Origin of the sequence: Streptomyces sp. NPDC002838, from assembly GCF_040295365.1 — a bacterium.
In the GTDB taxonomy this organism is placed as follows: Bacteria; Actinomycetota; Actinomycetes; order Streptomycetales; family Streptomycetaceae; genus Streptomyces.
This window is the reverse complement of sequence record NZ_JBEOVF010000046.1, coordinates 1-20,836: the sequence shown is the minus strand read 5'-3', so window position 1 is coordinate 20,836 and position 20,836 is coordinate 1. Positions and strand designations below refer to the sequence as shown.

The following is a 20,836-nucleotide window of genomic DNA, read 5'->3' as shown; positions in this document are numbered from 1 at the left end:
CCCCTGACGGGTCAGGGCTCCGGCGGGCACCAGCTGTGCAGCAGCCGGAAGAACGCCTCCTCGTTGCCGGCCAGCCCCGCCTCCTTCAGCGCACGCTCCGCCTCGGCCAGCACCGCGGGCGGGACGACGGGTGGTCGGCCGGCACCCGGCGGGCCGGGATCGACGTCGAACGCCGCCCGCACGGTGTGCAACAGCCGCAGATAGGCCTGGACGGCGGTGCGTTCGCGGTCGGTCAGTACAGCGGTGTGCATCGGGCGGCTCTCCCCACGTCGGTCTGTGCTGTCACGCCCCCACAGGGCGGTGCACTTCCAGCTTGCCGCCCACCACTGACAATCGGGCCCCGCTCCACGTCCGTTCGCCCGCTTAGCGGAGGCGAAACCTCACCGAAATCCACGGGAGGAATACGCCCCTACGCTGGAAGGAAGGGCTTCCGGCCGCCCCACCGCGGCCACTGGAACAGGAGGCGAAACGCGTGGTCGACGCCCCACGACGGCGCCCGGCGCGCACCGTACGGCTGCGCCCGGTGGGCGAGGCGGAACTCCAGCTGAAGTACCGCGTCGTGCACGGCTACCGCCGCGCCTACCGCATGGCCGGCCAGGGCCCGGCCCTCGTCCTCATCCACGGCATCGGCGACTCCTCGGCGACCTGGGCCGAACTCATCCCCGACCTCGCCCGCGCCCACACCGTGATCGCCCCCGACCTCCTCGGCCACGGGGCCTCCGACAAACCCCGCGCCGACTACTCCGTCGCCGCCTACGCCAACGGCGTGCGCGACCTGCTCACCACCCTCGGCATCGAATCGGCCTCCCTGGTCGGACATTCACTCGGCGCAGGCGTGGCCATGCAGTTCGCCTACCAGTTCCCCGAGCGCACCGAGCGGCTCATCCTGGTCAGCGCGGGCGGCGTGGGCCGCGAGGTCAACCCCGTCCTACGGCTGGTCTCGCTGCCCGGCGCCCATCTGATGCTGTCCGCGCTGCGTCTGCCCGGCATGCGCCTCCAAGTGGGCCTCGCCGCACACCTGATGAAGCTCTTCGACACCGACCTCGGACAGGACGCCCCCGAACTGCTCACCCTCGTGGACGCGCTGCCCGACGAGACCGCGCGGAACGCCTTCATCCGCACCCTGCGCGCGGTCGTCGACTGGCGCGGCCAGGTCGTGACCATGCTCGACCGCTGCTACCTCACCGAGGGCATGCCGACCATGCTGCTGTGGGGCGACCGGGACAGCGTGGTGCCCGTACGACACGCGTACGGGGCGCACGAGGCGATGCCGGGCAGCCGGCTGGAGATCTTCGAGGGCGCGGGTCACTTTCCGTTCCACAGCGATCCGGGGCGGTTCGTCGCCCTGGTGGAGGAGTTCACCGCCGGTACGACCGCGGCCGACTGGAGCCGGGAGCACTGGCGGGACTTGCTGCGGGAGGGAAGGCCGGGGACGGCGGAGGGCCGGGCCGACGCTGCTCACAGCCGTGCGATCGAGCGTGATTTGCGCGAGGCCAGTGAACGCAGTGCGACGTGAGTCGCTTGATGGCTCGGTCCCTACGGGGCGAGCCGCCGGTCAACCCTGTTGTGATCCCAGGTACCCCAGTGACGCCTCGATCCTGCCCGCCAGGTGATCGCGCTGCACCGGGCCCCGCGACGACGAGCCGGCCAGCCATGTGCGGCACTTGCTGGCCAGAAGAAGGCCGAAGGTCTCCGCCTCCTTCTCGTCGGCCTGGTCGAAGCGGGTGCGGGCGGCGACCTTCAGCACCGTCGCCTGGAGGTCCGCCTCGTCGTCCAGCAGACGGGCCGCGACCGCCGCGCCCTCCACGTGATGACTGCAGTGCCCGGCCTTCATGTGCCACAGCTCATGGCCGAGGATCACCAATTGGTGATCGGGGGCGGTGCGTTCCTCGATGACGACGAGGTCCTGGTCGGCCATGTCGAGCCACAGCCCGCTGGCCGTGCCGGGCGGGAAGGCGGCCGTACGGAAGTGCACGGGGCGGCCGCGGCGTCTGCTCATCGCCTCGCACAGGGCGCCGTACAGGTCCTCGGGCCGTGCCGGGGCGGCGAGGGTCAGCTCCGTGACCAACTCGCCGCACAGACGGCGCATTTCCTTACCGATGCCCACAGTTCTCCCCCGGATCAGGACTCGGGCCGCTTGACGCTCTCCAGGAGCATGTCCAGCCACTCCGCCACCTTGTCGCGGTGCTGGTCGGTGGGCAACTGCGCGGCCCGCCAGGCGATCCCGCGGACGCCGTGGTCCTGCAGCAGCCGCTCCAGCGGGTCGTCGGCGGCCGCGGCCGCCTCCCGCTCGGCGAGCTTCTGCAAGAGGTCCTGCTCGGTGCGCTGGAGGGCGCCCGCGAGCGCCTCGGGATCCTCCGCCGTGAGGAAACCGGCGTGCACCCGGAAGAACCGCTGGATGGCGTCGCAGTGCTCCATGGTGGGGCGGCGGTCGCCGTTGATGAGCGCGCCGGCCTGCTGCCGGGACATGCCGGCTCCGTCGGCGATCTCCTGTTGGGTGTACTTGCGCCCGTTGGGCTTCAGCCGCGTGCGGCGCAGCATGTCCAGGCGTTGCAGGAACCGGGTCTGGACGTCCGGTTCGCCCGCGGGGCGGCCGCTCAGCAGCGCCTTGACGACGGGCTCGGGCACGCCGGAGGCCACGGACAGGCGGCCGGTGTCGAAGACCTCCGCGTGCGGCACGCCGAGCCGGTCGGCGAGTGCGGTGACGCGGGCGACGACCGACGGCAGTACGGCCGACGCCGCGTCGCCCGGAGACTCGAAGCCATCCGACACCGACAGATCTCCTACGTTTCTCACTGGCTTCTCACAAGCAGGTTGCCGTGAACTTCCCGGAGAGTAGCCCGTTGTTCGAACTCACATCCAGGTCTCGCCACAACTGTGGCCAATTTCAGCCGTCAACAGCCGTGGAATGCCACGATAGTTGACACGGCTCAAGTCGGGGCATCAGGATCAAGGCGCCGCGTGAAGGCCGCATAGGCAAGAGGGGTGACCTCCCGATGGCATATCAGGCAGGTGGGCAGCGGTCGGAACCGCGGCCCGTCCCCGAGAGTCTCGAGGCCCGGGCGTATCTGCAGGACTACGCCACCCTCCTGGACGCCGTCTCCTTCCCGTCCCTCGTTCTCGACATCCGCTGGGACGTCGTCCTGGCCAACACCGCTTTCGAGACACTTTTCCGTGGCGTGGGCACCCACCCGACGGCCATGCCGGGCGACAACTTCCTCAGGTTCGTCCTGTTCCACCCCGACGCGAGCACGGTCCTCGGTGACCACGAGTCGCGCTGGTGCCTGCCGATGCTGGCGCACTTCGCCGCCGCCGTGGAGCGGCACGGCCACGACCACGGGCTGCAGTCGATCCGCCGGGACATCGCCCAGGACCCGATCATGGAGGCCGCCTACCGGCACGGCCTGCCGCACTGGATCCGCGTGGTCGGCGAGCAGGGCGTCGAGCACGACGGCGCCGTCCGCCCGCTGCTGCATCCCGACCCGCGCTGGGGCGCCACCGACTGCCGGGTCGTCGACGAGACGCCCAGGACCCTGCGGGACATGGGCTACACCCGGCTGACGCTGGTCCTGCGCCCCGCGCGCCGCCCGGTGCCGGCCCCGCGGCGGGCCGTCCGTCCCCGCCGCACGGCCGGCCACCTCAGCGTGGTGCCCGCCCCCGAGGCCTGACAGGCACCGTCGGCGTTCAGGTCGCCGACGGCGCCTTGTCAGTGGATCAACCCGCCTCTTCCCGCCGGTGGCGGCATTCCCCGGACCAGCGATATGTGACATAGTACTGCCGTGAGCGAGCGACTGACCTGCGATGTCGTGGTCGTCGGAGCCGGAATGGTGGGCGCCGCCTGCGCCCTGTACGCGGCCCGGGCGGGGCTCGACGTCACCGTGGTGGACCGCGGCCCGGTGGCCGGCGGCACGACCGGCGCCGGTGAGGGCAACCTCCTCGTCTCCGACAAGGAGCCGGGTCCCGAGCTCGATCTCGCTCTGCTGTCCGGGCGCCTGTGGGAGGAACTCGCGGGGGAGCACGGCGAGATCTTCGAGTACGAGGCCAAGGGCGGCGTCGTGGTCGCCTCGACCTCCGGCGGGCTCGCGGCCCTGGAGCGGTTCGCCGACGGGCAGCGCGCCGCCGGGGTTGTGGCGGACACGGTCACGGGCGGCGAACTGTACGACCTCGAACCCCACCTCGCCCCGGGCCTGCCGGGCGGTGTCCACTACCCGCAGGACAGCCAGGTCATGCCCGCCCTGGCCGCCGCCCACCTGCTGAAGGCCTCCGGCGCGCGCCTGCTCACCGGCCGGACCGTGACGGACGTACTGCGCACGGCGGACGGCGAAGTGCGCGGGGTCCGCACGGACCGGGACGATCTGCACGCCCCGGCGGTCGTCAACGCGGCCGGCACCTGGGGCGCCGAGCTCGCCGCACGTGCCGGAACCTCCCTGCCCGTCCTGCCCCGGCGCGGCTTCGTCCTGGTCACCGAACCGCTCCCGCGCCTGGTCCGCCACAAGGTGTACGCCGCCGACTACGTGGCCGACGTGGCCAGCGACTCCGCCGCACTGCAGACCTCACCGGTCGTGGAGGGGACGGCGGCGGGCCCGATCCTGATCGGCGCGAGCCGGGAACGCGTCGGATTCGACCGGACCTTCTCGCTGCCGGCGGTACGGGCCCTGGCGGCCGGCGCGACCCGGCTGTTCCCCTTCCTGGCCGATGTCCACGCTCTGCGCTCCTACCTCGGCTTCCGCCCGTACATGCCCGACCATCTGCCCGCCATCGGCCCCGATCCCCGCGTGCCCGGGCTGTTCCACGCCTGCGGGCACGAGGGCGCGGGCATCGGACTGGCCACCGGAACCGGGCACCTGATCGCGCAGGCACTGACCGCGAAGACGCCCGACCTGGACCTGGCGCCGTTCCGGCCCGACCGTTTCCCCGAGGAGGCCGCGTGACATCCCCCCTGGACCTCGCCGGGGCCGAGCCGGGCCCCGCCTTCACCATCACCCTGGACGGCCGTACGGTCGAGGCGCTGCCCGGCCAGACGGTCGCCGCCGCGCTCTGGTCGGCCGGAGTCACCTCCTGGCGCAGCACCCGCGGTGAACGCCGTCCGCGCGGGATCTTCTGCGGGATCGGCGTCTGCTTCGACTGCCTGGTGACCGTCAACGGGCGCCCGAACAGGCGGGCTTGTCTGGTGCCGGTGCGTCCGGGCGACACCATCCGTACGCAGGAGGGGACCGGGCATGCCGAGTGAGCGACCCCGCCTCGCGGTGATCGGCGCGGGGCCGGCCGGTCTCGCCGCGACCGTCGCCGCGGCGGCCCGCGGCGTCCGGGTCACCCTGCTCGACTCGGCCGCACAGGCGGGCGGACAGTTCTACCGGCAGCCCGCCGCCGAACTGCGCGCAGGCCGCCCGCAGGCCCTGCATCACCAGTGGCGGACCTGGGAGCGGCTGCGGGACGGACTGGGCGTCCATGTGCGGGCAGGCACCGTACGGCACTTGACGGACCATCACGTCTGGATCGTGGAGCGAGGCGAGCGACGCGGCGAGGGCTTCACCGTGCACGCCCTGCTCGGCCCCGAGCAGGAGGAGCCGGTCGAGGTGCGTGCCGACGCCGTGCTCCTCGCCACCGGCGGCTACGAGAAGGTGCTGCCCTTCCCCGGCTGGACCCTCCCCGGCGTCGTCACCGCGGGCGGGGCCCAGGCCATGCTCAAGGGCGTCCTCGCGGTGCCCGGGCGGACCGCCGTGGTCGCCGGGACCGGGCCCCTGCTGCTGCCGGTGGCCACCGGGCTCGCCGCGGCCGGGGTGGAGGTCGCCGCGCTCGTCGAGTCCGCCGATCCGCGCGCGTTCCTACGGCGGACCCGCGCACTGGCCGCGCGGCCGGACAAGGTCGCCGAGGGCGCCGGATACGCGGCCCGGCTGCTGCGGCACCGCGTGCGCACCCTCGTGCGCCACACCGTGGTCGCGGCGCACGGCACCGAGCGGCTGGAGGCGGTGACCGTCGCCGCGCTCGACGGCGTTGGGCGGGTCACGCCCGGCACGGAGCGCCCTGTCCCCTGCGACACCCTCGCCGTCGGCCACGGCATGCTGCCGCACACCGATCTGGCCGAGACCCTGGGCTGCCGCCTCGACGACTCGAACGTTCACGTGGACGACGAACAGCGCACCGACGTTCCCGGTGTCTGGGCGGCGGGTGAGGCCACCGGCATCGGCGGGGCGGCCCTGGCGCTCGCCGAGGGGCACATCGCCGGGCGCTCCGCCGCGGCGCGGCTGCACGGGGCCGAACCCGACCGGCGGGAGTGGGCCGCGGCCGCGAAGTCCCGTGCCCGGCTGCGGGAGTTCTCCGCCGCGCTCGACACCGTGTACGCGCCGCCCGCGCACTGGGCCGAGCAGGTCACCGACGACACCGTCGTCTGCCGCTGCGAGGAGGTCACCGGCGGTGCGGTCCGGGAGGCCGTCGAGCGACTCGGCGCCGGTGACCTCAGGACCGTGAAGCTGCTGACGCGGGCCGGGATGGGGTGGTGTCAGGGGCGGGTGTGCGGTCCCGCGGTCGCCGGCCTCGCCGGGTGCGCGTTCACCCCCTCCCGGCGCCCGTTCGCGCGGCCCGTACCCCTCGGCGTCCTTGCCCGACAGCCCACAGAGAGAGGACTCTCATGACCGACCACCGTCCCTGGCGCGGCGTGCTCGTCGCCACCGCGCTCCCGCTGAACGACGACCTCTCCGTCGACTACGGCAAGTACGCCGAGCACTGCGCCTGGCTGGTCGACAATGGCTGCGACGGCGTCGTACCGAACGGATCGCTCGGCGAGTACCAGGTGCTCACCCCCGAGGAGCGGGCCAAGGTCGTCGAGACGGCCGTGTCCGCCATCGGCGGCGCGCGCGTGATGCCCGGCGTCGCCGCCTACGGCTCCGCCGAGGCCCGCCGCTGGGCCGAACAGGCACGCGACGCGGGCTGTGCCGCCGTAATGCTGCTGCCGCCCAACGCCTACCGCGCCGACCAGCGTTCCGTCCTCGCCCACTACGCCGAGGTCGCCGAGGCGGGCGTGCCGGTCGTGGCGTACAACAACCCCATCGACACCAAGGTCGACCTGGTGCCGGAGCTGCTCGCCAAGCTGCACGGCGAGGGGTACATCCGAGCGGTCAAGGAGTTCTCCGGAGACGTCCGCCGCGCCTACCAGCTCGCCGAAGTCGCCCCGGAACTGGACCTGTTGATCGGCGCCGACGACGTCCTGCTGGAGCTCGCGCTGGCCGGCGCCAAGGGCTGGGTGGCCGGCTACCCGAACGCGCTGCCGAAGTCCACCGTCGAGCTGTACCGCGCGGCCGTCGGCGGCGACCTGGGCACCGCCAAGAAGCTCTACGAGCAACTGCACCCACTGCTGCGCTGGGACTCCAAGGTCGAGTTCGTGCAGGCCATCAAGCTCTCCATGGACATCGTCGGCCGCCACGGGGGACGTTGCCGTCCGCCCAGGGTGCCGTTGCTCCCCGAGCAGGAGGCCACGATCCGCTCCGCCACCGACAAGGCCGTCGCCGCAGGGCTGGCGTAGGGAGGTTCGGTCATGCGCAGCAAACTCGTCCTGCACGCCGTCGACTCGCACACCGAGGGCATGCCCACCCGCGTGATCACCGGCGGTATCGGCACCGTCCCCGGCGCGACCATGAACGAGCGGCGCCTGTACTTCCGTGAGCACCGCGACGACATCAAGCAGCTGCTGATGAACGAGCCGCGCGGCCACTCGGCGATGAGCGGCGCGATCCTTCAGCCGCCCACCCGCCCCGACTGTGACTGGGGCGTGATCTACATCGAGGTCTCCGGCTATCTGCCGATGTGCGGGCACGGCACGATCGGCGTGGCGACCGTGCTCGTCGAGACCGGCATGGTCGAGGTCGTCGAGCCGGTCACCACCATCCGGCTCGACACCCCGGCGGGCCTCGTCGTCGCGGAGGTGGCGGTGGAGGACGGGGCCGCGAAGGCGGTCACCCTCAAAAACGTCCCGTCCTTCTCCGTCGGCCTCGACCGCAAGATCACCCTCGCCGACGGGCGCACGGTGACCTATGACCTGGCCTACGGCGGCAACTTCTACGCCATCCTGCCGCTGGAGGAGTTCGGTCTGCCCTTCGACCGTTCCCGCAAGGACGACATCCTCCAGGCGGGCCTGTCCCTCATGGCGGCGATCAACGCCGAGGAGGAACCCGTCCACCCCGAGGACCCGTCCATCCACGGCTGCCACCACGTCCACCTGCTCGCACCCGGCGCCACCGCCCAGCACTCCCGGCACGCGATGGCGATCCACCCCGGCTGGTTCGACCGCTCGCCCTGCGGCACGGGCACCAGCGCGCGCATGGCGCAGCTGCACGCGCGCGGCGAACTCCCCCTGCACACCGAGTTCGTGAACGAGTCCTTCATCGGAACCCGGTTCACCGGTCGGCTCCTCGGCACCACTGAAGTCGCCGGCCGCCCCGCCGTCCTGCCCAGCTTCACCGGCCGCGCCTGGGTCACCGGCACCGCGCAGTACCTGCTCGATCCGTCGGACCCGTTCCCGGCGGGCTTCGTGCTGTAGGCGGCTCGGGCGGCCCCCATAATGTCCGCTGACCGAAGGAGAACGACCGTCATGGCCCCGCAGCACATCCCCGAACTGCCCGTGCTGGGCGGCAGGAAACCCAGCCACCGGGAGCGGGTCGCGGACGCGCTGCGGGCCGCGCTGATCGCCGGCGAGCTGCGGCCGGGCGAGGTGTACTCGGCGCCGGGCCTCGCCGCCCGCTTCGGCGTCTCCGCCACCCCCGTACGCGAGGCCATGCTGGACCTGGTCAAGGAGGGCCTGGTCGACACCGTCCCCAACAAGGGCTTCCGGGTCACCGCCGTCTCGGAGCGACAGCTCGACGAGTACACCCACATCCGGTCCCTCATCGAGATCCCGACCACGGTCGGACTCGCGGCCACGGCCGACCCCGCCGACCTGGAGGCGCTGCGCCCGGTCGCCCAGGAGATCGTCACCTCCGCCGCGGCCGGCGACCTCATCGCCTACGTCGAGGCGGACCTGTGTTTCCACCTCGGACTGCTGGCCCTCGCCGGCAACGCGCACCTCGTCGAGGTGGTACGGGACCTGCGGCGCCGCTCCCGCCTGTACGGGCTGACGGCACTGGCCGAGGCGGGACGGCTCCAGTCCTCCGCCGAGGAGCACCTGGAACTCCTCGACGCGCTGCTCGCCCGGGACGAGAACGCCGTACGCGCGGTGATGACCAGGCACCTCGGCCATGTAAGAGGCCTCTGGGCAGCGCCCTGAAGGGACGCGGGGCTGTGACACATGCGGCTCCGCGCGTGGGCGCGACCAGCCCCCGGCTCCCAGCCTCCAGATGGCATGTTGGACCGAGCTCTTAGGACCCAGCGGTCCCGGCCCCTCTCTTCGCCGCCTGAATCTGCTCATACACATGCGTACGCAACTCCGCGAACCGCGGAGCCACCCTCGTGTGCAACTGGTCCCGCTCGTCCGGCAGATCGACCTTCAACTGCTCCTGCACGACCGTGGGGGAGGCCGACAGCACGATCACCCGCTCACCGAGATAGATGGCCTCGTCGATGTCATGGGTGACGAACAGAATCGTGATGCCCCGCTCCCGCCACAGCCGCCGTACCAGGTCCTCCAGATCCGCACGGGTCTGCGCGTCCACCGCCGCGAACGGCTCGTCCATCAGCAGCACCCGGGGCTCGTACGCCAGCGCGCGGGCGATGGCGACGCGCTGCTGCATACCGCCCGACAGCTGCCAGGGATACGCCCCGGCCGCGTCCCCGAGCCCGACCGAGTGCAGCGCGTCCGTCACCAGCTCCCGGCGTCGCGCCTTGCTCAGATCCTTCTGCTTCAGGGGAAGTTCGACGTTTTCGCCGACCCGCATCCAGGGGAACAGACTGCGCCCGTACTCCTGGAAGACGAAGGCCATGCCGGGCGGCGGCCCGGTCACCTTCCGTCCCTCGAGGAGCACTTCGCCCGAAGTCGGCGCCAGCAGGCCGCCCATGCACTTCAGCAGGGTCGTCTTGCCGCAGCCCGACGGGCCGACCAGACAGACGAGTTCGCCCGCGTCTACGGTGAAGGTGAGGTCGCGTACCGCCTCCACCCGCCGCCCGGAACCGTCGTACACCTTCTGCAGGCCGGATACGTCAAGAAACGCGTGCATGGACCGCCCTTTCACGATGCTCACCGGGACCGCCGGGTGGATGCGCGCAGACCGTGGTACCAGCCGAGCGCCCGCCGCTCGACCAGCTGGAAGACGACGGACAGCAGGAAGCCGAGCAGGCCGAGCACGAGGATGCCGGTCCACATGTCGGGGATGGCGAAGCTGCGCTGGAACTGGACGATGGTGAAGCCGAGTCCGCTGCTGGCCGCGAACATCTCACTGATCACCATCAGGATGATGGCGATGGACAGCGCCTGGCGCAGCCCCGCGAAGATCTGCGGGCTCGCCGAGCGCAGGACCACCGTGCGCAGGCGGGAGGCGCCCGTGATGCCGTACGAGCGTGCCGTCTCCGCCATCACCGGGTCCACCGCCCGGACGCCCTCCACGGTGTTGAGCAGGATCGGCCACACACAGCCGCTCGCGATGACGGTGACCTTCATGGTGTCGCCGATGCCCGCGAACAGCATGATGACCGGGATCAGCACGGGCGGCGGCACCGCTCGCAGGAACTCCAGCACCGGCTCGCACACCGCCCGCACCCGCCGGTAGGAGCCGATGACCGTGCCGAGCGCCACGCCGACGACGGCCGCCAGCGCGTAACCGCCCGACAGCCGCAGCACACTGGGCAGCACGTCGTCCTCGAGGCGGTCGCTCGTCCATACGTCCGGGAAGGTCTCCAGGATCGTCCGCAGCGGCGGCCAGTACACGTCCGTACTGTCGTCGGAGGCCACCCACCAGCCCGCGACCAGCAGCGCCGGCAGGGCGAGAACGAAGACCACCCGCAGCAGCAGGCGCCTCATACCGCCACCTCCCCGCGCACCGACTGGTGCCAGGCCAGCGCCCGCCGCTCCACCGTCCGCGCGCCGACGTTGATCAGCAGCCCCAGCAGACCGGTCACCACGATCAGCGCGTACATCTCGGGCACGGCCTGCGAGGCCTGCGCGACCCCGATGCGCTTGCCCAGCCCCGGTGCCCCGATGATGAGTTCGGCGGTGATGGCGAGGATCAGCGCGACGGCCGCCGCCAGCCGGACACCGGTCATCACGTACGGCAGCGCGGTCGGCCACAGCACATGCCGGATCCGCGCCCAGGTGCCGAGGCCGTACGACCGCGCCGTCTCGTCGGCGACGGGGTCGAGGTCCTGGACGCCGTACAGGACCTGGATCAGCACCTGCCAGAACGAGGCGTAGACAACGAGCAGCAGCACCGAGCGCAGTTCGGAGCCGTACAGCAGCACCGCCAGCGGGATCAGCGCGACCGACGGGATCGGGCGCAGGAACTCGATCGTCGAGGCGGTCGCCTCGCGCAGATACGGCACGACCGAGATCAGCACGCCCACCACGATGCCCGCGCAGGACGCGATCGCCAGGCCCAGCGCCCAGCCGGTGAGGGTGTCGCCGAGCGCGGTCCAGAAGGCGCTGTCCGCCACCTCGTCGAGCAGCGCGTCGGCGATGCGGCTGGTCGGCGGGAAGTAGGCCTCCTTGACCAGGCCGAGCCGCGGCGCCGCCTCGCCCAGCGCGAGGAAGGCCGCGAGCCCGGCCGCACCGAGTGCGATGTTCGCGCCTCTCACGGCAGCAACTTGTCCAGATCCGGCGTCGACTTGAAGAGGCCGTCCTCCTCGCCCAGCTTCATCAGCGCCTCGAGGGAGGCGCGGTTCGGCTCGGCCGGCCACTTCGGCAGGGTCACCTTCTCCAGCACGGCCGCCGGGATCTTCGTGTACGTGGTGACGACCTGGCGCGCCTCGTCGGGGTGGGCGTCGGCGTAGGCCAGGGCCTCGGCGGTGGCCTCCTGGAACTTCTTGACCACCTCCGGGTTCTGCTGCGCGTACTGCGTCGACGCGAAGTACATGGCGACGGTGAGGTCCGGTGCCACGTCCACCAGCGGCGAGGCGATCTCCCGCCCGCCCTGGCTCTTGACGGTGGCCAGGGCGGGCTCGACGACCTGGGCGGCGTCGATCTGGCCGCTGTCGAGGGCGGCCGGCATCTGATCGAAGGCCAGCTCGACGAACTTGACCTTGTCCGGGTCGCCGCCCGCCTTGCGTACCGAGGCGCGCACGGACGTCTCGTTGATGTTCTTCAGGGTGTTGATGGCGACCTTCTTGCCCTCCAAGTCCTTCGGCGACTTGATCGGGCTGTCCTTCTTGACCGTGAGCCCGCTGAAGTCCTTGCCCTCCACGCCGGTCGAGGCGATGGCATTGGCGACGGCCTTGACCGGCACGTTGTTGGACTGGGCGACCATCAGCGAGGTGACATTGGAGAAACCGAACTGGAACTGACCGCTCGCCACCCCGGGCACGATCGCCGCGCCGCCCTGCGCGGTGGTGATCTCCAGCTTCAGGCCGTGCTTGCTGTAGATGCCCTTCTGCTGGCCCAGGTACAGGGGCGCGACATCGACGATGGGGATGAGGCCGACCTTGACCGTGGTGGTGCCACCGGACGCGGCGGCCTTGTCCGACCCCGAGGAGTCGGACGAGCCGCAGGCCGTGGCGGCGGTCAGAACGGATACGGCCGTGAGGCCGACGAGCAGACGACGACGCATTGGTTCCCCCTGTGGGACCGGACCTGGTGCTCCGACAGCCTGTGCGCAGACAGCACGGATGTGCACAGCGAGAACGTATGGCCGATTGCTTGTCATGGTCAATGCCCGTGCGATGGAGGGCCGTTGACATCACAGGACCTGCACTCATAGCGTGCGCTCTGCGTACGTTCGTACGTCCTGCTGGAGGCGCCGATGGCCGCTGCGGTTCGCGCACCGTACTTCGTCCAGTCCTTCGAGCGCGGCCTCGCCGTGATCCGAGCCTTCGACGCCGACCATCCGGCGCTGACGCTGAGCGAGGTCGCCCGCGCCTGCGAACTGACCCGGGCGGCGGCCCGTCGCTTCCTTCTCACGCTCGCCGACCTCGGATATGTGCAGACCGACGGCCGGCTCTTCCGTCTCACCCCGCGCGTGCTGGAGCTCGGCTACTCCTACCTGTCCAGTGTCACCCTGCCGGAGATCGCCGTACCGCACCTGGAGCAACTCGTCGCGCAGGTACGGGAGTCGTCGTCGCTGTGCGTCCTGGACGGCGACGCCGTCGTGTACGCCGCCCGCGTCCCGACCAGTCGCATCATGACGGCGTCCATCACGGTCGGCACCCGCTTCCCTGCACACGTCACCTCCGTGGGCCGGGTCATCCTCGCCCATCTGCCGGACGACGAGATCGAGGCCCGGCTCGCCTGCGCGGAGCTGAAACGGCTGACCGCGCGCACCCTGGTCTCGGCGGACGCCCTGCGCGCGGAACTGCACCGCGTACGACGGCAGGGCTACGCCCTCGTCGACCAGGAACTGGAGGAGGGGCTCAGGTCGGTCGCCGCCCCGGTGCGGGACCGGGACGGCGAGGTGGTGGCCGGCGTGAACATCGCGGTGCACGCCAGCCGCAACTCCTGCGAGTCCGTCCGCCGCGACCTGCTGCCCCACCTGCTGGCGACCGTCGCGCGGATCGACGCCGACCTGAGGATCACAGGTCCAGCACGAGCCGCTCGCCCCGGCACCGGGACACACAGATCATCATCGTCTCGCAGCTCGCCCGCTCCTCGTCCGTGAGCACCGAGTCCCGGTGGTCCGGGGTGCCCTCCAGGACGTCGGTCTCGCAGGTGCCGCAGGTGCCCTCGGTGCAGGAGAAGAGCACCTCCACACCGGCGGCGCGCACGGTGTCCAGGATGGACACGCCCTCGGACACGGTCAGCGTGTGCCCGGTGCGCTCCAGCACGACCTCGAACACGCTGTCCGGGCCGCTCTCCCGCTCCTTCGGCTGGAACCGTTCGACGCGCAGCCGCCCGCCCGGACACCGCTTTTCGACCGCGTCCAGCAGGGGCCCCGGACCGCAGCAGTAGACGAGGGTGCCCTCGGGCAGGTCGTCGAGCACGGAGCCGAGGTCCAGCAGCCCGGTCTCGTCCTGCGGGGCGATGGTCACCCTGTCCCCGTACGCGCCCAACTCCTCGGTGAAAGCCATGGAGTCACGCGTCCGGCCCCCGTACAGCAGCGTCCACTGAGCACCCGCCGCCTCGGCCGCCGCCAGCATCGGCAGGATCGGGGTGATGCCGATGCCACCGGCGACGAAGCGGTAGCGCGGGGCGGGTTCGAGGGCGAAGTTGTTGCGCGGTCCGCGCACCCGGACCTTGTCCCCCTGCCGCAACTCCCCGTGGACGTACGCGGATCCACCGCGCCCCTCGGGCTCGCGCAGGACGCCGACCCGCCACACCTGCCGGTCCGCCGGGTCCCCGCACAGCGAGTACTGCCGCTCCAGATCGGGACCGAGCAGCACGTCGATGTGCGCGCCCGGTTCCCAGGCGGGGAGTTCCTCGCCCAGCGGGTGGCGCAGGGTGAGGGCGAGCACGCCGTCGGCCGCGGACTCCCGGCGGTCGACGACGAGTTCGGCTTCGTACACGGTCATGAGCTGTTTCCTTGCGGCTCGCCTTGCTGCTCGTGTCGCGGCTCGTGTCCCTGCGGATGGGCGAGCATCCACTCCCACATCTCGATGGGATCCTGCGCGGTGTGCTCGCGGCCGCAGTGACAGGTGCCGTGCAGGATGTCGGTGCCCGGCAGCCAGTCGATGCGGTAGATCTCGCCGGTCGGGCTCGTCACTGGACCTTCTCCATGGGCTTCGCGCCCTCCTCGACCAGACGGGCGAGGATACGGCGGGCGGCGAGGCCGCCGGTGTCGATGTTGATGCTCAGCTCCTGGTAGCCGGTGCGCTCGGTGCCGAGCGTCTTCTGCAGCAGGTTGAGCGCGTCGACGTCCTGCATCACGACCGTGTGGTTATTGCCCCGCAGGAACTCGGTGACCTCGGCGTCGTCCGTCGCCCAGTCCCGCGAGACCATCCAGAAGTCGTAGACCTTGCCGTCGGCGGACGGGGTGATGGCGTAGGTGATCTCGGTGTGGAAGCCGTTCGGGTCGCTGCCGTCCGGCTCGGGCAGCACACCGACCGGGGCGATGCGGCTGTGCAGCAGGTAGAGGCAGGGGGCGTGGTACTCGATGTCCTGCCAGCGTGTGATCCGGCCCTCGATGCCGGTGGACTTGGCGTAGAACGGCGGGCACTCGGCGTCGTCCATGTGCCGGCTCACCCGTACGATGCCCGCGCCCTCGTCGACCTCGGTGGTGATGGGGGTCTCGGCGACCTCGGGGGTGCCGATGTAGCCGCCGTGCAGATACGTCTCGTGGGAGAGGTCGAGAAGGTTGTCGACGAGCAGGCCGTAGTCGGCGTCGATCGGCTCCATGCCGCGGACGGTGACCCAGCCGGGGGAGTCGAGGTGCTTGGCCCGCGGAATGGTCTGCGGGTCGGCGAGGGCCGGGTCGCCGATCCACACCCAGATCAGCGAGTCCTGCTCGACGACGGGGTACGAGGCGACCCGCGCGGTGCGCGGTACGCGTTTCTGCCCGGGCACGTACACACAGGCGCCCGTCGTGTCGTACGTGAACCCGTGGTACCCGCACACGATCCGGTCGCCGTCCAGGCGGGTCGGGGCCTCGGACAGCGGGTAGCGACGGTGCACGCACCGGTCGTGCAGGACGACGGGCGTCCCGTCCTCCTCGGTGCGGTAGAAGACGAGCGGCTCACCGAGGATCGTCCGGCCGAGCAGATCGCGCCCGACCTCGTGGCTGTAGGCGGCGACGTACCACTGGTTCTTGGCAAAAGCAGTCATGTGCGGCATGAGCGGGTCCCGTCATCCTCGACGTCGTGTTGGACACACCATGACGATGTCCCCTCCACCCCGGCAATAGGACTTCCGTGGGACGGAAACCCACTGGTCAGCCGCTTGCTGCCTGCCACGTGGTATTCAGTTCACTTCACCTCGCCGGCCGAGACCGGAACAGGTGCCTTTCTGGCACTACGCTCGCGGGGTCGAATCGGGGTCGAATCGAGCATGCTGACCGTTCCAGGGGTCAACGCGCCCTCGTGCCGCGATGGTTAGCCTCGCTTCGTCACGGAGTCTTTCACATTAGGGGGCGGACCGGGTCAAGTCCCCCTGGTGGGCTGGTCGTCAAGCGGCGTGCTCCTCGGAGCTGTCCGACGGAGCGAACAGTCCGCTGAATGTCGTGACGGTCACGCCCTCCACGGCCCGCGGTGGGTGGGCGTAGGTCTCCCACGTCTCGGAGAACCTTGCGTGCCTGCTCAGAGCTTGCACAGTCTTCGGGTCGTGCCGACCTGACGCGCCAAGTTGGGACGTGTAGAAGTGCTTAAGGTCGTGGAACCGGGTCTCTTCTGGCAGCCCGGCCAGCTTGACGGCGGTACGCCACTTTTCGTTGAAGTCACGGCTGGAAACTGGGCGGCCGTATCGGTTGGTGACGATGAGCCCCTCGTCTGGCGGCGGAACCCAGCTGCGGCGGCGACGGTCGCGTTCGGTGCGGCGGCTCACTGGTGCCAGCTGGGGGAAACGCTCGATGTGCTTCTTCAGCTGCTCAATGAGGAAGGCGTCGACGGGCGAGGTTGCTGAGCTGGCCTTAGTCTTGAGCTTGGCGGCCTTCCCGCCTTGTCGTTGCTCCTCGATGTACTGGAGCCCTTCCGACCATTCCACAGACGTCTTCTTGAGGCCGATGGCTTCTCCTTCGCGGAGGCCCGCGCATGCGGCGATCCACACGAAGACTTCGAACCGCGGCTCAACCTGCCTCATCGCAGCCACTAGGCGGTTCACCTGCTCTGGGCTCAGGGACACCTTGACGCGCTCGTCCACTTCCGGCAATTCGATTCGAGAGACGATGTTCGCCGGCAGTGGTACGTCCTCGTCGATCATGTAGTTGACGAGGATGCGCCAGGTTTTGAAGATCTGAACACCGTAGACGCCACCGACGGTGGGTTGGTCGATCAGATAATCCACGAGTGCCATGCTGTGCTTGCGGCGCAGCGTCTTGGCAATGTGCTTCCCGAGGAACGGAATGATGTGGACGCGGATGTGTGTGTCGTACGTGTCAGTCGTGTTCTTGTTCTTTTTCTTCTTCCTTCGGCGTTCAAGGTATTCATTCGCGTAGAACTCAACCGTTTCATTGCCCAGATCCGGATCTACCCAGCTGCCGTTGCGGATCTGCACCCGTACTTCGTCCAGGTGCTTGCGGGCTGCCTCCCAGGTGTCGAACGCCGGACGGCGGGTTTTGCCGTTCGGGTCCGTGTAGCGATCCTGCCACTGCTGTCCGCGCCCGTGGTCAGCTGATGGATAGAACGGACTCCTCTTGGTGCCGCACTTGCACGGGGTATCACCTGGTTTCGGGTACTTCTTATGCCACCGATCAAACGGTGCGTCGGACTCAGCCATGTGTCCCTTCCGTGAGAGAAGACGGTCTGTTCTCAGCCCATAACACCTAGGGATCCAGTGGCTTGGGAGGGATGGCAAGCTCACCCTTCTTGATGCGCTCGAACAAGTCGTTAACCTGCTGCTCGCTGTAGCGCACACGACTGCCATTCCTGTTTCCTCCCCGGTTGTCTCCTGGACCGGGTCGGTAGTACGGGCCAAGAGGATAGGCGCGCAGAAGACCGCGATTAGTCCATCGGCGCCGTGTTGAAGGTGAAATACCAAGTCGGTGTTCCTGCCTTATTTGATGTACTTGTCGGGGCATCCGAGTCCACTATGCCGGGTGAACTCGAAGCCGAGGCCCTCCTGCGTCCGAACTTGGCATCCGGCAAGATCGCACCTCCTGTAGCCACGCGTCTCCACCTGTGGCGGGTTGGTCGGGCGCCGACCTTGCGATGCGAGCACACCAGAGCCATCCATCAACAGGTGTTTATGAACGGATGTGACGCTAGCTCAAGCCATCCAGTTGCGACAGGGGTGATTGGCCGAGTTTGCCCCGCTATATCAATAAATGTCGTAAACACTTGTAGAGGAATGTAAGAGGGTGATGGCACTGCCTGGACGGTGTCCGGGCAGGCCTGGAGGGGCTGTCGGGCTACTCTCGGGCGACGACAGGGACGCTGGCCGGTTCCTGGCGGCGGAACCTCTTGCGGACCCGACCGTCAAGTAGATGGAATTCCCCGGCGTAATGACGTCGGAACGACGTGAGCTGCGCTGGCCAGCATCGGCCGGTGGCAGCGTAGGGCTACCGCGAGGAGTGGTTGCCGCAATACGGGCCATGTCGCGTTGCGCAGGCTGGGGTGCCGTATTGAGTTTCTTTGCTCCTAGGTCACGTCCTTCCAGCCCCAGGGTCGGGGGCCCGCGAGCTCACGCATGCCCGCGATTCGGTATCTTGCTTGCTTCAACGTTGTGGAATCGTCGTTGGCCGTCTGTAAGGCGAACGAGGTAAGCCGAAGTTATCGGACGTCCTGCAGTGGCGGATAGTCAGCCCCAGTCCGTCACGTCGTGTCCGTATGGTTTCGCAGAATTTTGTGTAGTCGTGCCGGGAAATCTTTCAAAATATCTGCAGTCACGGGTGGTCGAGGTCGGATTTCACTCCGGGGCCCTACCGGAGTGCGTTCAAAGGCGATCAGAAAAACGCCGTTATGGGTACAACTGTGTTGCCGCCCCAAGCGTCCCCATGGATTACGCACCGCCGCGGGCCTGTGGGCAGCTTGGGAGCAGACCGGGAGCAAGGCGTCGGCCAGGACGAGGTGTTCGGCGCGGGCGGTGCGAAGAAGCCCCGTCGAGGCGAGGGGGTTCGGTGCCCGCGTCGTCGTAACCAGATGCAGGGGGCCCGCTACCGGGAATAGCGCGGTAGCGGGCCGCTCCGCACGGAGTTGTGGGTGGACGAGTTCCAGCGTCATGGCTGCTGGCGCAGCCCGGGGCAGGGCACTGACGGCCGGCTTGGAGCGCCGGTGCTTCCGGTGCGGTCGGTGCCGTCGAGCTGAGAGCATTGGGTGAGAGGGAGGCGGAGTTCCTCGCGGATCCGCCGGAGGTCACCGTCGACGTAACCATGGACCTACAGAAGAGCCTGCGCGGCATCGAGCGACAGATCGAGCAGGTGCGGCGGCAGGCTTCGGCTCGGGTGCGAACCGCGATCCGGCGAGGTAGAAGCCCAGAAGGATGCTGGCTACGGCGTGGGTCGGCCGTAGGCCGCTCTTGCGGATCAGAAAGATCACGACGATCAGCAACAGCGCGGCTGCGGAGATGCTCACGGACATTGCAGCCTTCTCCTCCCATCCGCTCTCACCGCGGCGCACCGACGAGTTCGAAGTCGGGGACTCGCCGCGTGCACAACATCAGCGTTCCGGGCTGTGAGTGGTCGTCGGTACGCCATTCGTCTGCCACTCATCTGCCATTTGCGTGCCCCGGCCTCCTATTCGCGTCACGGATGAGGCATTCATCCCTTTGGGAGCAGCCAGGGCCCCGGGGGTAGTTGCGGCACGGGCGCCGTGACCCAGCGCCACCAGTCGACGGCAGGGACGGCGCAGCCCGGCGAATCAGCTCACCCGGGCGAGAGGCAGCCGCCCTCGCGAAGCGAAGTGGCAGTGGAGTGGCAAACCAATGGCGTACCGACGCCATCGCGAGCCGTCCAGGCTGAAGGACGTGCGCCACCGAGCCGCCAACGACCCTCGCCCTTGGAGTGTGAACGCCGTGGGAAAAGTCATCCTCTTTGCCGGGGTTGACCCCCTGTCCACAGGTGAGTCCACCTACCCGTGGCATCCGCTGTCCGTGCTGACCGTCGGCACGGCGCTGCGGGCCGCTGGACACGTCCCGGTCGTGATCGACTGCCAGATTGACCCCGATTGGAGGGCACGGCTGGCGCAGGAGGCACGGGACGCGCTCTACGTCGGCGTCTCCTGCATGACCGGCCCGAGCATCGGGAACGTCCTCGATGCCATCGAAGCGGTGCGCGATCACGCCCCAGGCATTCCGCTCGTATGGGGTGGCTACCACGCGTCACTGGCCTACCGCAGCATCCTGCGCGAGCGCCTGGTGGACGTCGTGGTCCGCGGCCCTGGAGAAGCCGCAGCGGTTGCACTGGCCGACCTCGTGACCAAGAACGGCCGGATCAGCGACCCGGACCTCCTGGGTCAGATTCCCAACCTGGCCTTTCGGGACGGCCGACGCGAGATCTCCGGCAGCGGCGTCGTGACCGACCGCGTGATCGAGACTAACTATGGCTCGCTGACCAGCTTCATCGAGCAGGCCCCCGTGGACTAAACGCTCCTGCCGGTCGACAGGTACTTCACCAGTGAGGTGCGCCTGGGTGACGTCCCGCTTCCGGGCCTCGTACGCCCCGATCGTGGTCGTCGCCGAGGGGGCTCGACCGAAGGAGGACGACGTGCTGCTCAGGACCGACTCACCGGCCTCTCCCGGACCGATGCACCTCTCCGGCGTCGGCGAGTGGCTCGCCAGGGAGATCGAGCGGCGCACCGGCAAGGAGGCCCGTACCACGGTCCTCGGGCACGTGCAGCGTGGCGGCTCGCCCAGCCCCTTCGACCGCTGGCTGGCCACCCGCTTCGGCCTGCACGCCATCGACTGCGTGCGCGAAGGCGACTTCGGCACGATGGTCGCCCTGCGCGGCACCGACATCGTCCGCGTCCCGATCGCTCAGGCCACGGCCAAGCTGAAGACGGTGGACCCGAGGCTGTACGAGGAAGTCGGGGTGTTCTTCGGCTGAGCCGGCCCGCATGACGACGCCGGCCTAGGGCCCTTCTGATGGATCTCCGCAGGAGAAGGAGCGGCGTTCGGTGCGTGCGATCGGCGTGCGGTGCGGAGGGTCATGTGGCGGAGCCACCTGGCCCTCCGCACCGTGCGGCGAGCGTG

At 69.7% G+C, this 20,836-nt stretch carries 21 protein-coding genes and 1 pseudogene; 11 read left to right on the top strand and 11 right to left on the bottom strand.

The features are described from left to right. Positions 1 to 11: 11 nt before the first annotated feature. Positions 12 to 251 carry a hypothetical protein gene (locus ABT063_RS39705; protein WP_351065586.1) on the bottom strand — a complete coding sequence of 80 codons (240 nt, stop codon included), beginning with the start codon at positions 249 to 251 and terminating at the stop codon, positions 12 to 14. Between the two features lie 221 nt (positions 252 to 472). Here ABT063_RS39705 and ABT063_RS39700 point away from each other — a divergent pair, with 221 nt between their 5' ends. After that, positions 473 to 1,516, top strand: a complete 1,044-nt coding sequence (locus tag ABT063_RS39700) for an alpha/beta fold hydrolase (RefSeq protein ID WP_351065585.1) — start codon at positions 473 to 475, stop codon at positions 1,514 to 1,516. Between the two features lie 39 nt (positions 1,517 to 1,555). Here the strand turns inward: ABT063_RS39700 and ABT063_RS39695 are convergent, their stop codons facing one another. Together ABT063_RS39695 and ABT063_RS39690 are read right to left on the bottom strand one after the other, a co-directional pair. Next, on the bottom strand, positions 1,556 to 2,089 hold the full coding sequence (locus ABT063_RS39695; RefSeq protein WP_351065661.1) for a toxin-antitoxin system, toxin component: 534 nt from the start codon (positions 2,087 to 2,089) through the stop codon (positions 1,556 to 1,558). Positions 2,090 to 2,121: 32 nt separating this feature from the next. Next, positions 2,122 to 2,772: a helix-turn-helix domain-containing protein gene (locus ABT063_RS39690; RefSeq protein WP_351065584.1), complete on the bottom strand. Its 651-nt coding sequence runs from the start codon at positions 2,770 to 2,772 to the stop codon at positions 2,122 to 2,124. A 224-nt stretch (positions 2,773 to 2,996) separates the two neighbouring features. On the opposite strand from ABT063_RS39690, the gene ABT063_RS39685 reads away from it, so the two are divergent. The 7 genes from ABT063_RS39685 to ABT063_RS39655 all read left to right on the top strand — a co-directional run bounded on the left by ABT063_RS39685 (position 2,997) and on the right by ABT063_RS39655 (position 9,256). Then, the gene (locus ABT063_RS39685; protein WP_351065583.1) at positions 2,997 to 3,668 is read left to right on the top strand and encodes an MmyB family transcriptional regulator; all 672 of its coding nucleotides are present in this window, start codon (positions 2,997 to 2,999) and stop codon (positions 3,666 to 3,668) included. Positions 3,669 to 3,779: 111 nt separating this feature from the next. After that, the gene (locus ABT063_RS39680; RefSeq protein WP_351065581.1) at positions 3,780 to 4,931 is read left to right on the top strand and encodes an NAD(P)/FAD-dependent oxidoreductase; all 1,152 of its coding nucleotides are present in this window, start codon (positions 3,780 to 3,782) and stop codon (positions 4,929 to 4,931) included. Then, positions 4,928 to 5,230 carry a (2Fe-2S)-binding protein gene (locus tag ABT063_RS39675; RefSeq protein ID WP_351065580.1) on the top strand — a complete coding sequence of 101 codons (303 nt, stop codon included), beginning with the start codon at positions 4,928 to 4,930 and terminating at the stop codon, positions 5,228 to 5,230. Before ABT063_RS39680 ends, ABT063_RS39675 begins: the two co-directional genes overlap by 4 nt. Further along, positions 5,220 to 6,632 (top strand): FAD-dependent oxidoreductase, encoded by a 1,413-nt coding sequence (locus tag ABT063_RS39670; RefSeq protein WP_351065578.1) that lies wholly within the window; start codon positions 5,220 to 5,222, stop codon positions 6,630 to 6,632. The genes ABT063_RS39675 and ABT063_RS39670 overlap by 11 nt, the downstream gene beginning before the upstream one ends. Then, positions 6,629 to 7,519 carry a dihydrodipicolinate synthase family protein gene (locus ABT063_RS39665; protein WP_351065576.1) on the top strand — a complete coding sequence of 297 codons (891 nt, stop codon included), beginning with the start codon at positions 6,629 to 6,631 and terminating at the stop codon, positions 7,517 to 7,519. Before ABT063_RS39670 ends, ABT063_RS39665 begins: the two co-directional genes overlap by 4 nt. A gap of 12 nt (positions 7,520 to 7,531) precedes the next feature. Then, positions 7,532 to 8,533, top strand: a complete 1,002-nt coding sequence (locus ABT063_RS39660) for a proline racemase family protein (protein ID WP_351065575.1) — start codon at positions 7,532 to 7,534, stop codon at positions 8,531 to 8,533. 51 nt (positions 8,534 to 8,584) lie between these two features. Continuing rightward, a complete protein-coding gene (locus tag ABT063_RS39655) occupies positions 8,585 to 9,256 on the top strand; it encodes a GntR family transcriptional regulator (protein WP_351065573.1) in 672 nt (223 codons plus the stop codon). A 91-nt stretch (positions 9,257 to 9,347) separates the two neighbouring features. On the opposite strand, the gene ABT063_RS39650 is transcribed toward ABT063_RS39655, so the two are convergent. The 4 genes from ABT063_RS39650 to ABT063_RS39635 are packed head-to-tail and all read right to left on the bottom strand — an operon-like array spanning position 9,348 to position 12,680. Beyond that, positions 9,348 to 10,142, bottom strand: coding sequence for an ABC transporter ATP-binding protein (locus ABT063_RS39650; protein ID WP_351065571.1), 795 nt, complete (start codon positions 10,140 to 10,142; stop codon positions 9,348 to 9,350). Between the two features lie 20 nt (positions 10,143 to 10,162). After that, complete coding sequence (locus ABT063_RS39645; RefSeq protein ID WP_124437658.1) at positions 10,163 to 10,942, bottom strand: ABC transporter permease; 780 nt, start codon at positions 10,940 to 10,942, stop codon at positions 10,163 to 10,165. Further along, positions 10,939 to 11,712, bottom strand: a complete 774-nt coding sequence (locus ABT063_RS39640) for an ABC transporter permease (RefSeq protein WP_351065569.1) — start codon at positions 11,710 to 11,712, stop codon at positions 10,939 to 10,941. The genes ABT063_RS39645 and ABT063_RS39640 overlap by 4 nt, the downstream gene beginning before the upstream one ends. After that, positions 11,709 to 12,680 (bottom strand): ABC transporter substrate-binding protein, encoded by a 972-nt coding sequence (locus tag ABT063_RS39635; RefSeq protein ID WP_351065567.1) that lies wholly within the window; start codon positions 12,678 to 12,680, stop codon positions 11,709 to 11,711. Before ABT063_RS39635 ends, ABT063_RS39640 begins: the two co-directional genes overlap by 4 nt. A gap of 192 nt (positions 12,681 to 12,872) precedes the next feature. Here ABT063_RS39635 and ABT063_RS39630 point away from each other — a divergent pair, with 192 nt between their 5' ends. After that, entirely contained in the window at positions 12,873 to 13,724 is an 852-nt protein-coding gene (locus ABT063_RS39630) for an IclR family transcriptional regulator domain-containing protein (RefSeq protein WP_351065565.1), read from the top strand. Here ABT063_RS39630 and ABT063_RS39625 read toward each other — a convergent pair. The 4 genes from ABT063_RS39625 to ABT063_RS39610 form a co-directional block, all read right to left on the bottom strand. Beyond that, on the bottom strand, positions 13,639 to 14,574 hold the full coding sequence (locus tag ABT063_RS39625) for a PDR/VanB family oxidoreductase (RefSeq protein ID WP_351065563.1): 936 nt from the start codon (positions 14,572 to 14,574) through the stop codon (positions 13,639 to 13,641). The two genes, ABT063_RS39630 and ABT063_RS39625, sit on opposite strands and share 86 nt — an antisense overlap. Beyond that, positions 14,571 to 14,765, bottom strand: a complete 195-nt coding sequence (locus tag ABT063_RS39620; protein ID WP_351065561.1) for a hypothetical protein — start codon at positions 14,763 to 14,765, stop codon at positions 14,571 to 14,573. The genes ABT063_RS39625 and ABT063_RS39620 overlap by 4 nt, the downstream gene beginning before the upstream one ends. After that, positions 14,762 to 15,832, bottom strand: coding sequence for a Rieske 2Fe-2S domain-containing protein (locus ABT063_RS39615; RefSeq protein WP_351065559.1), 1,071 nt, complete (start codon positions 15,830 to 15,832; stop codon positions 14,762 to 14,764). Before ABT063_RS39615 ends, ABT063_RS39620 begins: the two co-directional genes overlap by 4 nt. Positions 15,833 to 16,162: 330 nt before the next feature. Next, the gene (locus ABT063_RS39610) at positions 16,163 to 17,428 is read right to left on the bottom strand and encodes a site-specific integrase (protein WP_351065557.1); all 1,266 of its coding nucleotides are present in this window, start codon (positions 17,426 to 17,428) and stop codon (positions 16,163 to 16,165) included. 2,232 nt (positions 17,429 to 19,660) lie between these two features. Between ABT063_RS39610 and ABT063_RS39605 the strand changes: the two genes are divergently transcribed. Together ABT063_RS39605 and ABT063_RS39600 are read left to right on the top strand one after the other, a co-directional pair. Beyond that, positions 19,661 to 20,230 (top strand): cobalamin-dependent protein, encoded by a 570-nt coding sequence (locus ABT063_RS39605; RefSeq protein ID WP_351065556.1) that lies wholly within the window; start codon positions 19,661 to 19,663, stop codon positions 20,228 to 20,230. A gap of 37 nt (positions 20,231 to 20,267) precedes the next feature. Further along, a pseudogene (locus tag ABT063_RS39600) lies at positions 20,268 to 20,690 on the top strand (6-phosphofructokinase); the annotation flags it as partial. Positions 20,691 to 20,836 lie beyond the last annotated feature (146 nt).

What these genes read in the sequence shown, in the direction of transcription:
- ABT063_RS39705 (WP_351065586.1), bottom strand. Translation starts at nt 251, where the DNA reads ATGCACACCGCTGTACTGACCGACCGCGAACGCACCGCCGTCCAGGCC.
- ABT063_RS39695 (WP_351065661.1), bottom strand. Translation starts at nt 2,089, where the DNA reads ATGCGCCGTCTGTGCGGCGAGTTGGTCACGGAGCTGACCCTCGCCGCC.
- ABT063_RS39685 (WP_351065583.1), top strand. Translation starts at nt 2,997, where the DNA reads ATGGCATATCAGGCAGGTGGGCAGCGGTCGGAACCGCGGCCCGTCCCC.
- ABT063_RS39670 (WP_351065578.1), top strand. Translation starts at nt 5,220, where the DNA reads ATGCCGAGTGAGCGACCCCGCCTCGCGGTGATCGGCGCGGGGCCGGCC.
- ABT063_RS39665 (WP_351065576.1), top strand. Translation starts at nt 6,629, where the DNA reads ATGACCGACCACCGTCCCTGGCGCGGCGTGCTCGTCGCCACCGCGCTC.
- ABT063_RS39660 (WP_351065575.1), top strand. Translation starts at nt 7,532, where the DNA reads ATGCGCAGCAAACTCGTCCTGCACGCCGTCGACTCGCACACCGAGGGC.
- ABT063_RS39655 (WP_351065573.1), top strand. Translation starts at nt 8,585, where the DNA reads ATGGCCCCGCAGCACATCCCCGAACTGCCCGTGCTGGGCGGCAGGAAA.
- ABT063_RS39650 (WP_351065571.1), bottom strand. Translation starts at nt 10,142, where the DNA reads ATGCACGCGTTTCTTGACGTATCCGGCCTGCAGAAGGTGTACGACGGT.
- ABT063_RS39645 (WP_124437658.1), bottom strand. Translation starts at nt 10,942, where the DNA reads ATGAGGCGCCTGCTGCTGCGGGTGGTCTTCGTTCTCGCCCTGCCGGCG.
- ABT063_RS39635 (WP_351065567.1), bottom strand. Translation starts at nt 12,680, where the DNA reads ATGCGTCGTCGTCTGCTCGTCGGCCTCACGGCCGTATCCGTTCTGACC.
- ABT063_RS39630 (WP_351065565.1), top strand. Translation starts at nt 12,873, where the DNA reads ATGGCCGCTGCGGTTCGCGCACCGTACTTCGTCCAGTCCTTCGAGCGC.
- ABT063_RS39625 (WP_351065563.1), bottom strand. Translation starts at nt 14,574, where the DNA reads ATGACCGTGTACGAAGCCGAACTCGTCGTCGACCGCCGGGAGTCCGCG.
- ABT063_RS39615 (WP_351065559.1), bottom strand. Translation starts at nt 15,832, where the DNA reads ATGCCGCACATGACTGCTTTTGCCAAGAACCAGTGGTACGTCGCCGCC.
- ABT063_RS39610 (WP_351065557.1), bottom strand. Translation starts at nt 17,428, where the DNA reads ATGGCTGAGTCCGACGCACCGTTTGATCGGTGGCATAAGAAGTACCCG.